Origin of the sequence: Corallococcus exercitus (assembly GCF_003611585.1) — a bacterium.
Lineage (GTDB): Bacteria > Myxococcota > Myxococcia > Myxococcales > Myxococcaceae > Corallococcus > Corallococcus exercitus.
The window spans coordinates 1-12,592 of record NZ_RAVW01000280.1 but is presented as its reverse complement, the minus strand read 5'-3'; the positions used below and the strand labels follow the sequence as shown (position 1 = coordinate 12,592).

General features: G+C 68.3%; 14 protein-coding genes. 4 read left to right on the top strand and 10 right to left on the bottom strand.

The window, feature by feature from the left end; genetic code table 11:
* The first annotated feature begins 478 nt into the window (after positions 1-478).
* Entirely contained in the window at positions 479-1,003 is a 525-nt protein-coding gene (locus D7W79_RS43335; protein ID WP_147442093.1) for a hypothetical protein, read from the top strand.
* Positions 1,004-1,056: 53 nt separating this feature from the next.
* Here D7W79_RS43335 and D7W79_RS43865 read toward each other — a convergent pair whose 3' ends face one another.
* From D7W79_RS43865 to D7W79_RS28405, 3 genes are all read right to left on the bottom strand, one after another.
* Positions 1,057-1,212, bottom strand: coding sequence for a hypothetical protein (locus tag D7W79_RS43865; RefSeq protein ID WP_158617072.1), 156 nt, complete (start codon positions 1,210-1,212; stop codon positions 1,057-1,059).
* Positions 1,213-1,360: 148 nt separating this feature from the next.
* The gene (locus D7W79_RS28410) at positions 1,361-2,074 is read right to left on the bottom strand and encodes a lipoprotein TP_1001-related protein (RefSeq protein WP_244222012.1); all 714 of its coding nucleotides are present in this window, start codon (positions 2,072-2,074) and stop codon (positions 1,361-1,363) included.
* A 245-nt stretch (positions 2,075-2,319) separates the two neighbouring features.
* Positions 2,320-3,351 carry a DUF3592 domain-containing protein gene (locus D7W79_RS28405; protein WP_120528523.1) on the bottom strand — a complete coding sequence of 344 codons (1,032 nt, stop codon included), beginning with the start codon at positions 3,349-3,351 and terminating at the stop codon, positions 2,320-2,322.
* Between the two features lie 351 nt (positions 3,352-3,702).
* On the opposite strand from D7W79_RS28405, the gene D7W79_RS28400 reads away from it, so the two are divergent.
* Complete coding sequence (locus D7W79_RS28400; RefSeq protein ID WP_208729861.1) at positions 3,703-4,731, top strand: ferritin-like domain-containing protein; 1,029 nt, start codon at positions 3,703-3,705, stop codon at positions 4,729-4,731.
* On the opposite strand, the gene D7W79_RS45875 is transcribed toward D7W79_RS28400, so the two are convergent.
* Together D7W79_RS45875 and D7W79_RS28390 are read right to left on the bottom strand one after the other, a co-directional pair.
* Positions 4,638-6,779 (bottom strand): M28 family peptidase, encoded by a 2,142-nt coding sequence (locus D7W79_RS45875; RefSeq protein WP_120528522.1) that lies wholly within the window; start codon positions 6,777-6,779, stop codon positions 4,638-4,640. The two genes, D7W79_RS28400 and D7W79_RS45875, sit on opposite strands and share 94 nt — an antisense overlap.
* 188 nt (positions 6,780-6,967) lie before the next feature.
* Positions 6,968-7,738, bottom strand: coding sequence for a helix-turn-helix domain-containing protein (locus D7W79_RS28390; protein ID WP_338078829.1), 771 nt, complete (start codon positions 7,736-7,738; stop codon positions 6,968-6,970).
* A 121-nt stretch (positions 7,739-7,859) separates the two neighbouring features.
* Here D7W79_RS28390 and D7W79_RS28385 point away from each other — a divergent pair, with 121 nt between their 5' ends.
* Positions 7,860-8,792 (top strand): alpha/beta hydrolase family protein, encoded by a 933-nt coding sequence (locus D7W79_RS28385; RefSeq protein WP_120528521.1) that lies wholly within the window; start codon positions 7,860-7,862, stop codon positions 8,790-8,792.
* Between the two features lie 15 nt (positions 8,793-8,807).
* Here the strand turns inward: D7W79_RS28385 and D7W79_RS43860 are convergent, their stop codons facing one another.
* From D7W79_RS43860 to D7W79_RS28365, 5 genes are all read right to left on the bottom strand, one after another.
* The gene (locus tag D7W79_RS43860; RefSeq protein ID WP_158617071.1) at positions 8,808-8,966 is read right to left on the bottom strand and encodes a hypothetical protein; all 159 of its coding nucleotides are present in this window, start codon (positions 8,964-8,966) and stop codon (positions 8,808-8,810) included.
* A 216-nt stretch (positions 8,967-9,182) separates the two neighbouring features.
* A complete protein-coding gene (locus D7W79_RS28380) occupies positions 9,183-9,926 on the bottom strand; it encodes a TVP38/TMEM64 family protein (RefSeq protein WP_120528520.1) in 744 nt (247 codons plus the stop codon).
* The gene (locus D7W79_RS28375) at positions 9,926-10,585 is read right to left on the bottom strand and encodes a Rossmann-fold NAD(P)-binding domain-containing protein (RefSeq protein WP_120528519.1); all 660 of its coding nucleotides are present in this window, start codon (positions 10,583-10,585) and stop codon (positions 9,926-9,928) included. Before D7W79_RS28375 ends, D7W79_RS28380 begins: the two co-directional genes overlap by 1 nt.
* The gene (locus D7W79_RS28370; protein ID WP_208729860.1) at positions 10,582-11,148 is read right to left on the bottom strand and encodes a TetR/AcrR family transcriptional regulator; all 567 of its coding nucleotides are present in this window, start codon (positions 11,146-11,148) and stop codon (positions 10,582-10,584) included. The genes D7W79_RS28375 and D7W79_RS28370 overlap by 4 nt, the downstream gene beginning before the upstream one ends.
* Before the next feature lie 52 nt (positions 11,149-11,200).
* A complete protein-coding gene (locus D7W79_RS28365) occupies positions 11,201-12,169 on the bottom strand; it encodes an AraC family transcriptional regulator (RefSeq protein ID WP_120528517.1) in 969 nt (322 codons plus the stop codon).
* Positions 12,170-12,316: 147 nt separating this feature from the next.
* Here D7W79_RS28365 and D7W79_RS28360 point away from each other — a divergent pair.
* The coding region (locus tag D7W79_RS28360) for an NmrA family NAD(P)-binding protein (RefSeq protein ID WP_158617070.1) at positions 12,317-12,592 on the top strand (276 nt) is incomplete at its 3' end.

Here is a 12,592-nt window from a genome sequence, read left to right as displayed (position 1 = left end):
GAGGGCGGGAGGAGGGGAGGCTGGCTGAGGTGATTGGGCAGTTGACGCTCGCGAGTCAGAGCCTGAGATTGTGGATTGAGTTGGCGTGTCAGGAGGCGGCTTGACGGGTTCCAGCGTTTGGCCAAAAGCGAAGGATGTGCTGCTTATGAGGATGGTCAAGAGTATGTTGGCCTTATTGCTCATGCCGTGAGTGAATCATTTGGGTTTTGTGCTGTCAAGAACTGGAGAGGTTTGATTGGCAATTGCAGCAGATGGAGAGATGATGCGGTTGCTTGTTTTTCTTGGTGTTCTTGACTGGGCTCGTCGGCGATAGTCTGGGCTGTGTGTATTCTGAGAGGCGGCTCCCATGCGACTAGATGGGGTGGTGTTTATCTGCTGGTGTCGCATTGTGTGGTCGTGTGTCGCTTTCCTGTGGCGCACTTTATAGGTCTTCGGGTGTGCGGTACATGCGAGGCCGACGCCCATCCACGCGGCGCTGGTGCATCTCGAATCCGAACGTGACGAGGCAGGTGCCAATCTCCGTCGAGATGCGATGATCGACGTGTGTGGTGAGCATGCCGAGCGCATCGGTTGCCACCTGGAGGATGGACACTTCAGTGGGGCGCCGCTCCTTCGGCATGTGAAGGAGCCACTGGACGATGGCCTCCTCGCGCCCGTCACCAGGCGAGGGCTCGCTCGTATTGAAGGCGACGACGTGCGGGTCCAGCTTCCGGAAGGATTGGCTGATGCTGCGCTCTCGGTGCGCGTGATGTATAGGAACGAGCGCAGTTCAGCCTACGAGGGATGCATGGCTCAAACCGTTCGGACGAAGAAGGTGGGACGCGTCATTGTCTTGCTGACGGTTGGCGCCGCTCTCTGGGGCGGGGCTTCATTTCTATATGCGCTGGGACAGCCCTATGAGCAGGCCTGCGGCAGCTTTAAATGCGAGATGAGTTGTCTCATCTCGCAGGGGACGTTGAGCGGTGGCAAGTGCATTTACGGAGAATGCAGCTGCATCCACTGAGCCGATTGCGAACCCAGCGCCACCTGTGCGGTGGCCCTGGTGCAAGGTGATTGCTACGCGATGCGCGCGGGCAAGTCGTCGTCCGGTTTCAGCAGCAGTTCCAGCGCATCTCCCGCCTTCGGGTCGAAGGAGGCGTCCGGGAAGCTGATGAAGACGGGCAGCTCCAGGCTCGTTACCTTCGCCGTTGCATTCGTACTCTCGATGCGCACAGGGGCTCCCTGGTGGTTCTCGCGGAGCCCGCGCTCCACCACGAGGTAGCGCCCGTCGCTCTCGCCGGTGCACTCCGCGCGTGTCGTCCCAGGTCAATCTGGCTGCGTGGCACATCCAAGACGCGGACCTGCGAGCGCAGCACCTTCACTAGTAGGAGCCCCAGCGCGACGGAAGGGGGCCACTCCATTGCGTCTGGGTTCCCGGAGTCGTCAGCGGCGTGGTGCCATTGATGCGCATGATGCTGGAACTCGCGTTGAGGTCGGACCAGTTCACGGCGATGTTGCGGCAGTAGCGGTCGCGCGCGAGCCCGGTGCTGAGGTCATGCACGCACGGGGTGGCATCCCAGACGCGGTCCGCTTGCAGGCGCTGCACGGCGGCGACGATGTTGGTCGGCATTTCCCCGGAGGCTCGGACAAAGGGGACGCCATCGACAGGCGCGCCCTTCGACGACAGCAGCTCGAACACCTTGCCGGAGTAGCTCAGCGTGCCAGGCATGCTGAAGTCCCAGGCACTGGCGCTGAAGGGCGGAGTCTGTCCGCAGGCAACCGGGTTACCGGGTGAGTCGGTGCAGGACCCTCCGAGGTGAAGCACCAGTACGGCCCCTGTCTCCACCGTGTATCCCTGGGGGAAGGTGAAGGCGAAATCGGAGTTGGTGAGTTCCTGGAGGGAGATGCCGGTCAACGTCCCTCCGGTGACGGCCACCAGTTCGATGAGATCCTGCGGGACGTCTGGGTTGATCTCGGTGATGCGGAGCGAAGCTTCCGGAGGGAGCCCACCGCCATCCAGGGCGCCCGCATCCGCGGCGCCGGCATCCGGAATGCCCGCGTCGTTGGAGCCCGCGTCAGACGTGCCGGCGTCCACGCCCGAGTCCTCTGGGCCTGCGTCCCGTGTCCCTGCGTCTGGCGCGGAGGCCTGAACGCAGCGTTCTTCCACGCAGACGATGTCGGGGCCCCGGGACGCACAGTCACTCGTGTCCGTGCACTCAGGGGAGGAGCAGGCGGAGACAAGCGGGAGCAGGGCAAGGGCTGCGAGTCGCGGGCGAAGCATGGGGAGTACCTGGAGGAGCGGTTGGGGGTGGAGCAGGAGCCTCGCACGTAACATATGAGTCAGGCGGAGCGCCGCTCTTCCGTAGCAGCCTCGCCCACCTTGAGGTGCGTTCGCAGCCAGTCCGCCAACGCCTCCGCCTGGTCCTGGCGGCTGAAACTGGCGATGTCTTCCTGGCGTACCCCGCCGCCATCGGTGACGAGCTCGAGCGTGAGCTGGTAGTGGGTCGACTGTCTCCCCTTGTGCTGGCGCACCTGGGTTTCGACTCGAAGCGACCGCACGTCGCGCCACCGGACGTCGAGCCGGTGCTTCCGTCTGAAGAAGGGCGGCAGGGAGAGGGTTCGTGCCTGGGCGTGGAGGCGCAGGTCGTAGTGCCCGGACTTCTGCCTGGCTCGCACCCTCAGCCCGGCGGCCACTCCACTGGCGATGACGACCCCCCAGGCCCCGATGCCCACGGGCAGCGGGGCGCTGTAGGCCCCGGTGCTGGCTCCGAGCACGGCGCACACCAGGGCGGCGCCCGTCATGGCCAGGCATGCCCAGCTGATCATCCACGGTTCACAGATCGTCACGCACTCGCTGCCGTCCTCCCGGAAGAAGGTGGACAGGAGCGGCGGCTCCGGCTTCCAGAGCCGCACCACCATGGCGCCCATCCAGAGCGACACCAGGTTGAAGGGCAGCAGGAACAGGAGCAGGAACAGGTCCACGTTCGCCACACCTGGCTGCAACACCGCCTTCGAGGGCTGACCGGGCCGGTAATGCACGGGGACGCGGGCCCCGACTGGATAGCGCGCCACCACCTTCTCCGCGTAATCGGACTCACTTGAGCGGAACGAGCCGAAGCGGTGCTTGCTGCCCTCGTAGGGCTGCCCGTCGACGGAGTAGGTGTAGGCCGCCTTCGGTTCGTACTTGATGCCCTTCGAACGCACCGCTTCCACTTCGCTCCGGGTGATGGTGCCCTGCACGGTGGGCCAGCTCCTCGCCTGCTCCTGACGGACCATTTCGGATCCCATCAGGACGTCAATGGCCCCCGTCATGACCGTCCACGGCACGAGGAACAGAAGGAAACCGGCGGAGGCGCCCAGGCGAGAAGACATGCCTCCAGTCTACAGGGACGCCGGTGAACAACCCCAGACCCCCAGGTGGCGGCGTGGAGTGCACGGGTGATGTCCCCGGCTGATAGGAGATCGCTTGCGGCTGTACACCCCACCTCCGGCCGCCTTGAGGATCGCGACGGAAGCCTGAGCGCCAAGGCGCTCCTGTCTGGCTTTGATGCCAGCCCATGGCCGGGAAGGTCCACCTGTGCAGCGCGATGCACAGGTGGGCAGTCCTTGCACAGTCTGGACGGCTCCTCTCACCATGCCGCATGGCGGTATGCGCTGGCACATGCGTTGCTGTATGCCCCCCACGGACGTTCAAAAGGGGTGTGCAAGGTGGAGATCGTCGTAATGATTGGGTTGATCATCCTCATCATGGGTCCCGTGTTCTTCGTGATGGGGATCGTCTACTTGAAGAAGGGCGACAAGGTCGCCGGGAGCGTCATGTCCATCGTGGGCGCCACGACGATGGGGCTCGTGTTCTGGGCGTACAACGCCATCAGCCACACGAACTTCTCGAAGGGGCGCGTGCTGCGCCTCAAGGGGCGCGCTCGCGTGGCGCGTCGAACCCTCGGAGAGGGTTGGGCGGACGAGGCCTCTCCCCAGCTCGAGGGGCTCACGCCGTATCAGCGGACCGTGCTGGGGGAGGCCTGGATGTACTCCGCGAGCATGGAGCACGCATCCATCCCGGCCTTCGCGAAGCTGTCGCTCAAGCTCTCCGCCCTGGGCGCGCCCTCGGAGCTGCTGGAGGCGTGTCACCTGGCGGCCCTGGACGAGGTCCGTCATGCCCGGCGGTGCTTCGCGCTCGCGCGGGCCTACTCCGGACTGCCGTGGAGCGCGGGCGCGATTCCGGAGCTGGGCCAGGAACGTCCGTCGCGGCCCAGCACGGAGGATGGCGACGACTGGTCCCGGCTGGTGCGCGGGTCGCTGCTGGATGGATGCCTGGGAGAAGGGCTGGCCGCCAGCGTCGCCGCGGAAGCATCACGGCGGGCCAGCGACCCCGTCGTGCGGGAGACCCTGGCGGTCATCGCCGAGGATGAGGAACGGCATGCGGAGCTGGGCTGGGACGTCCTGGCCTTCGCGCTGGAGCGGGGCGGCGGCAAGGCGCGGCAGGCGCTGCGTCAGGCCCTGGACGCGCTGGATGCGCAACGGACGCCCGCGCTCCCCCGCATCCCAGGCGTTGACGAGGACTTCCTCGCACGCAACGGCCTGCTGCCCCAGGCGGAGCTGGGACGGCTGATGGAGGAGTGTCTCCAGCGGACGCGGGCGCGGGCCGCGGAGTGGACTCAGCGTCCGCGCGTCATGATGCCGCCCTGTTCCAGCAGCGCGAACAGCTCCACCAGTGCGTCCGCGGAGAAGGCGTGGCCGTACTCGGCGTAGGCCGCGTCGCGGATGTCCGCCACGGAGCGCTTGCCGTCGGCGTAGCTCGCGACCGCATCCGCCAGTTGGTAGAAGCGCAGCTCGCTCTCCCCCTGCTCCCGCAGGGCCGCGGCCGCGGCGGTCATGGCGGCCTTCACCGTGTCCATCCGGGCCTGGGCACCGGGGACCGCATGGAGGTCCAGCTCCTCGAATGACGCGAGCTCCTGGCCCTTCACGCGACGTGGAACGAAGGCCCGCGCCCGGCGCTCGGCTTCGCTGGGGGCGGGCTCCTTCAGGGACACCCCGCGCGTCCGGGTCTCCGCCTCCAGGCGCTTGAGGGCCTGGGACTCGGCGGTCTCCAGCGCCCGGACCATGGCCTTCACCGGCTCGGCGGGCGCTCCCAGGGCCAGGCAGGAGCGCAGGGCGTCACGTTCACGCTGGTAGCCGATGCTCACCCCGGCCCGGACCAGACGGGCGAAGCCGGGCAGCTGCGCGGCGGGCGTCGCGGCCAGGTCGCGGCGGGCCCGGAACTCGTCCTCCGCCACGCGCCTCACGCCGTGCACCGCCACCAGTCTCGCGAGCTCCAGGGCGCCCGTGCCCTCGGCCCACGCGGCGACGGTGATGGAGGCCAGGCCCGCGAAGGCGGTGCGGTGCAGCTGGGTGGGGTCCACGTTCTCCGGCCGGTCGCCGCTGGTGTGGTAGCCGTCGTCGGGCCACGTGGAGAAGGCGACGCCGGGGATGCCGTGGTCGTTGAAGAGCTGGTGATCCGAGCCCCGGCTGTAGCGCTCCATGTGGCCATCCAGCGGGTCCTGCGAGCCGGTGACCGAGCCGATGCGGAAGTCCTTCCTCGGAGGGTAGGCCACCCCGTTGAAGCGGTTCATGAAGGCCACCGTGGACTCGGACACGGCGTTCACGAAGCTGCCATTCCAGTCCGGGGTGTAGGAGACGATGAAGCGCGAGTGGGAGCGGGTCAGGCTGGCGCCGAGCATGTCGAAGTTGAAGTGCGCCACACGCCGCACCGGATCCGCGCCGTGGTGGGCGAACCACTCGCGGGTGCCCTCGAACTCCGGCAGCCACAGCACGCGCAGGGTGCGCACGGGCGGAGGCAGCACGCCCCGGCGGATGAGCGTGGTGTACGTGCGCACCAGCTCCAGCAGCGTGGCGGATCCGGACGCGTTGTCGTTGGCGCCGGGCTTGTAGTGGTCCAGGTGGCCCGTGAGGACAATTTCCTCCCCCGCGAGCGTCCCGGGGATGACGCCACTGACGATGCTCAGATGCCCCGTGGGCTCCTGCGTGGCGACGCTGACGTCCACCTTCACCGGGCCTTCGCGCAGCTGGGCGCGCAGCTCGCGCCCCTGTCGGTCCGACACCATGAACAGGAAGGGCCTCCGCATCCCCTGGGGGATGAGTCGCCGGGGGACGGCGGCCCAGCCCACTTGATCCGGGAAGTCGCCGTCCATGCGGTGGGCTTCGTTCCAGGGCGGCGTCGAGTAGGACGAGACCACGCCCACGGCGCCGAACTTCACCACGGCGTTGCGCAGCGTGCCCCCGAGGTGGCCCCGGCTGAGCACCACCTTGCCCTTCACGTCCTTGCCCGCGTAATCGGCGTCCTGCGTGCCCAGGCCCACGTCCACCAGCTCCAGGTCCTTGCCCTCGAAGCTGCCGCTGCCGGGCGCCAGGGCCATGGGCTGGTCGGCATGGGACGTCACCCGGTACCGGTGGGGGCCGGCCACCCACAGCTCGCCGTGCGTGGCCCGCCACTGGGGACCGTCCTTCATCGCCTCCAGGTGGACGTCCTGGAGCCCCGCGGCCTCGGCGGCGGCCTTCGTCCAGGCGGCCGCCTCCGTGTAGCCCTCCAGGCTGTCCCGGGCGATGAGTGACAGCCGCTGGACGTTGTCATGGATGCGGTCACCCGAGCTCTCCTGGATGAGGGCGCGCACCACGTCGTCCCGAAGCACCAGACCGGTGGTGGGCGAGATGGGGCCCAGCGGGGACGTGGGAGCCTGGGCGGAGGCGCTGAGCGCGGCGAGCACCGCGAGGAGGGCGAAGGGCAACGGGCGGAGGCGCATGGGTGGCCCGGGAGAATAACCCCCACGGCTCCAATGGGCGCCGGAGACGTTGTGCCGATTCGCGCCGCGATGCCTAGGTTGCCCCCATGCCTGTGGTCTTCTTCTCCAACAAGCTGGGCTGTGCCGGTAGCATCCTCGCCTCCGTGGCGCTGAGCGCGCTGCTCTACTTCCTGTTCATGCGGAGCTGATCAACACCTCGCGCCCTGGGCGGGCCCCGGCGATGCCGCGGGACGCTTCAGGTAGGCGCCCGGTGTGAGCCCGACGAGCTCCCGGAAGTCGGCGATGAGGTGCGCCTGGTCGTAGTAGCCCGCGTCCACGGCGATGCGTCCCCAGTCCCTGGAGGTCGCCGTCATCCGTACGGCTCGCTGCAGGCGAACGGTCCGCGCGAAGTCCTTGGGCCCGATGCCGACGTTCTCCGTGAAGGCCCGGCGAAGGTGCCGCGCCGTGACGCCCAGTTGCTCCGCCACGGTCTCCACCCGAACCGCGTCTCCTTCGAGCAGGTGGACCGCGCGGCGAGCGAGCCGTGCCGAGGCCGGTTCGAAGGTCTGGTGGGTCCGCAAGCCAATCGCATGGGAGAGCCGGCCCAGGACCTCCGGCAGGCTTCGCGCCGTCAGGAGCTCGAAGCACAGGTCGCCGCCTGAACGGCCCCAGAGGTCTTCCAGCGGGATGATCCGGTCCGTCAGCGCGTTCGCCGCCACGCCCAAGAGTGGCACCGCCCAGCCCGGCTTGAACTGAAGGATGACCGCCCGCACGATGTCGGGGGCGTTCTTGAACAGCGCCTGGGTTCGCGGGCCCACGACGCAGAGATCGCCTCTGCGGCCCTCTTCGAGCACTCGAAAGACAAGCGTCGTCCTTCCGTCGGGCAGCCGTTCGTGACGTGCGTTTCCCTCGATGGGCACGAGCGTGTGAACGTCCTCGACGAAGCGGGAGAGCGAGAATGTCGGGGCGGCGGGAACCATCGTGCGCGGCATCCTCGCACTCTCGCGCGTCCTTCGCGGTCGTTCAATCGGGCAGGGAAGGAGCGGGAAAATGTCCGGTCCTTCCAATCGTAGAAAAGCGTCGGGAGGTACGAAGGCAATCATGAGCAAGCCGACTCCCACCTCCGTTCTCTCCCTCAGCCCCATCGTGCTGCCTGCTCCCGGCCGCGCCGTCGACCTCCAGGTGCGTGTCTCCGCGCCCGTGACTGGAAGCAACCTGCCCATCCTCCTGCTGTCCCACGGCCACGGACGCTCCAACCACCTCTCGTCCTTGAACGGCTACGCCCCGCTCGCCAACCACTTCGCGGCACATGGCTTCGTCGTCATCCAGCCCACGCACCTCGACTCCAAGACGCTCAGCCTGGGGCCTGATGCTCCGGATGCGCCCCTGTTCTCGCACTCGCGGGCCCAGGACATGTCGCGCATCCTCGACCAGTTGGAGGTCATCGAGCGCGCCGTCGTCGGGCTCGCCGGACGCCTGGACCGGAGCAGGGTGGCCGTCATGGGGCACTCCATGGGTGGGCATACCGCGAGCCTGCTGCTTGGCGCGCGGTACAAGGACTCCCACGGAACGGAGGTGAACCTCTACGAGCCGCGCATCAAGGCAGGCGTGGTGCTCGCAGCGCCCGGCAGGGGAGGGGACGCCCTCAGCAAGTTCGCGGCCGAGAACTACCCCTTCTTCTCGACCACCGACTTCTCCCGGATGACGACGCCCGCGCTCGTGGTCGCTGGCGACAAGGACCACTCTTCCCACCTGACGGTCGCGGGCCCCTCCTGGCATGCGGATCCGTACTTCCTCTCACCAGGCCCCAAGTCCCTGGTCACCCTGTTCGACGCGGAGCACGGGCTGGGCGGAGTCTCTGGCTATGACGTCGCCGAGACCACGGACGAGAACCCGGAGCGCGTGGCCGCCGTCCAGCGCCTCACCTGGGCCTATCTCCGCACCGCGCTCCATCCCGGAGACTCCGCCTGGCAGGAAGCCCAGGACGCGCTGACGGGCGCGGCCCAGCCGCTCGGGCGGGTTGAGTCCAAATAACAGCCCCGGGTTTCCTCACGGCGCTGGGATGGAGAAGGCGCGCAGCTGGCCCGAGTAGGGATGCACGAGGATGCGTCCGCGCCCCACCGTGGGCGCGGCATACGTGGGGCCCGCGATTTCGAAGCGCTTGAGCACCGCTCCCATCTGGGCGTTCAACAGCTCCAGGGCGGGCATGCCTGCAAAGACATATCCTGGTGTGATGTGCTTCCAAGTTCGCGGAGCCCACCAGGTGCGTGCCATCGGCGGCGGTGAACAGGGTGGGGGAGGCGCCAAAGTCACTGTTTGCCTCCGGTCCCGGCCCCGGGTTCTGCCAGTGTCCGAGCACCGCCAGCGTGTCGGCGTCCAGCTCCAGCAGGGACTGTGCGTTGGGAACCTCGGACAGGGGCTGTCCTACGGGGTCTCCCGTGGTGACGTAGAGCCTTCGCGCGGGTGCATCCACGGCGATGCTGCTCCACACCGAGGCGCCTGGCCGGCCTGGCGACACCGCTCGCGGACCCGGACGAGCACGACCACGAGCAGCGACGCGATGAGCAGGCCCGCGAGGATGGGCCACGCCGCGGGCAGCATCTTCCCCGAAGCATCGAACATCTCTCCGCCGAGATAGCTGACGAACAGGAGCGGCGGGACGTAGCCCAGCAGCGAACCCCAGAAGTGGGTCCAGAACCCCACCTTCGATACGCCCAGGAAGGAGTGCAGCACCTGCGGCATCCAGAGAAGCAGACGCAGCAGGAAGACGGTCTGGAAGGCGTTCCGCTCGAGCGCATCGTCGTACTTGCGCAGCCGCGCCGGGATGCGCGCCGAAACCCAGTCCTTCGCGACGAAGCGCGCGAACGAGAAGCCGACGACGCTGGCGGACATCGTCCCGACCATCGAGAGCACGAACGCCGTCTGCCAGGGCCAGATCAGCGGCGCCGCGACGATGAAGACCGTCCCGGGGACGCCGAACGGCTGCAGGACCGTATAGGCCACCACGAACGCGAGATATCCCCACGCCCCCATCGCGACGAGCGTCCGGGCGAGGGTCTTCGGGTCGGCGGCCTGCGTGAAGATGCCCAGGTGCCAGGCGAGCCCGAACATGACGAACACCAGCGCGACCGCCCCGAGCCTCGCATACCGCGCCATGCGCGGTGTCATCACGCCTGGGCTCCGACGCGGTTGATGTCCGCGGACTCGAGGATGAACCGGTCGGCCCGCCCTTCGACGACGCGCAGCATGGCTCGCCCAAGCCGCTCCGACGTCGTGGCCACGGACGGGAAGAGTCGCATGATGAGCGGAAACGCCGGCCTCAACAGGACGAGCCCGGCCTGATAGAGCCACACGCGGCTCTTGATGCCGGGTCCAGGCCGGATGAAGCCGGGTCTGACGGCGCCGGCATGCCGGAACGGCATGGACTGGAGCGCACCCTCGACGCGCTGCCTCACGCGGGCCCACATCGAGCTTCCGCCGGCGCCGGCCGCGGAGCAGTAGCAGAAGGAGAAGCTGGGATTGAGACGCAGGAGGGCGCGGGCCCAGACGAGCGTCAGCTCCTCGGTCACCCTGGCGTAGGCCGCCTCATCGAGCCCGATCGAGCTGATGCCCACGGCCCAGATACAGCCGTCGTAGCCGACAAGCTGGTCCTCCACGGCCGCGAAGTCGAAGAGGTCCGACAAGAGCAACTCACGCAGCTTGGGATGTTCGACGCCGCACGGGCGGCGCCCGATGCTCAGCACGGACTCGACCTCGGGGGCAGCGAGTGCTTCGCGCAGGGCCCCTTCTCCAACCATGCCGGATGCGCCAAGGAGGATGAGCTTCATGGGCGTCGTCCCTTCTCTTTCGTGGGCGGAACGAAACGCTCCGCGAGGATGCGCAGGCGCCGTTCGAGCACCGCCGCCGTGGGTTGATCCGCGAGGAGGCCATCGAACGAGAGCAGGAAGACCTCCGCCCGCTCCGCATCCCCCAGGATGGCCGTTACGCACTGGAGCGCGACCTTGCGGTGGCGCGCCTCGATGTCGGGGTCCAGCCGCTCGCAGACGTCATGGAACTCAGCCCCCATCGGGGCCGCGACCATGTCGGACCAGGGTTCGAGCACCAGCAACCTGCAGACGTTGATCAGGCGCTCGTAGGGGCTGCCCGGGCCGGCGGCGGCCTGCTTCGCTTCCGGATGCCGCGACAGCAGCCAGTGCGTGAAGACCGCCGTGTAGAGGTCTTCCTTGTCCTTGAAGATCCGGTAGAGCAGCGTCCGAGAGATGTTCGCGCGCTTCGCGACGTCCTCGAACGACGTCTTCGCGAAGCCGAAGTTCAGGAAGCACCACCGTGCGGCGTGCAGGACCTTCGAGCGGCGCTCCGCGACCTCTTCCTCGGTCATTGCGGCTGGCATGTGGAACGTTATGACACGAAGTGCTTCCGGTGTCAAAACGCTCCGGACCGCCTCAGCTGGCTCCCCCGCGAAGCTCCGCGTCGCGGCGGAACGTGCCGGGAGCGACGCCGAGACAGCGCTTGAACGCCCGGCTGAAGGCGGCCTCGGACTGGTAGCCCAGGCGGCTGGCCACGTCCGCGAGCCCCGCGTCCTCCTCCCGCAGCAGTGACGCGGCGACCTGCATGCGCCAGTGCACCAGGTACTGCATCGCCGGCATCCCGACGCGCTGGGTGAAGCGCGCCGCGAAGGCGGAGCGTGACATCGCGGCCTCCTTCGCCAGCGCCGCCAGCGTCCAGTCGCGCGCGGGGTCGCGGTGGATGAGCACCAGGGCGCGTCCCACCTGCGGATCCTGGAGCGCGCCGAGCCAGCCCGTGCGGGCCTCCGGTGCGTTCGCCAGCCAGGCGCGGAGGGTCTGGATGACCAGGATGTCCGCCAGCCGCGTGACGACCGTCTCTCCCCCGGGCCGCAGCGCCTCGGCTTCCGCCGCCATGAAGCGGAGCGTGCCGTGCAACCACTCGGGGTCCGGCGTGTGGGCGGCGGCGACGTGGATGACCTCCGGCAGCAGGCCGACGAAGTGGCGCGCCGTCGGGTGGTCGAAGCGGACCGCGCCGCAGACCATCTTCGTCATGGCGCCAGCACCGCCGTGGCGGAGGACCTCATAGCGGTCGCTGAGGATCTCTCGCGGCAGGTCGAACAGCGGGGCGGCGGAGGTGCCGGGCTCGCTCAGCAGCGTGTGGCGGAGTCCCTGACGCACCAACGCGAGGTCTCCGGCCTTCAGCAGGACGCGGTCGCGGCCCTCGACCTCGAGCCAGCCCTGACCCGACGTCACGACGTGGAACATCATGCACTCGGGGATCGCCGGCAGCGCGAGCCCCCAGGGCGCGGTGAACTCCGAGCTGCAGCAGAACGCCCCGCGCATGCGCAAGAGGTGCAGCGCTTCGCCGAGCGGATCCACCGAGCGCCAGACGTCCCGTTCATCCATGCCGGTGAGTCTGGGGGACGTGGGCGCGCAGCGTCCAGCGGCCTGGACGTTCGAGCATGAATCCTGGACCTGCTGTCATTGAGAGCCCGCCGCGTCGCGCGGATATTGGACGGCATGCACATCACCCGTTCAGAGGGAGTTCGCGGAATGATTGTCGTCATGGGCGCCACCGGTCGCACCGGCAGAAGGGTCGTGGAGGGTTTGCTGCGCGCGGGCGAGCAGGTGCGCGCCATTGGACGTTCGGAGGCGTCGCTGGCCGCCCTGGCCCGCGCTGGCGCGGAGGTGTGTGTCGGGGACTCCAGCGACGCGGGCTTCCTCACGGAGGCGTTCCGGGGCGCGAGCGCGGCCTACACCCTGTTGCCGTATGACCTCCGCGTGGAGGACTACCGCGCGCAGCAGGCCCGCATGGGCGAGGCCGTCGTC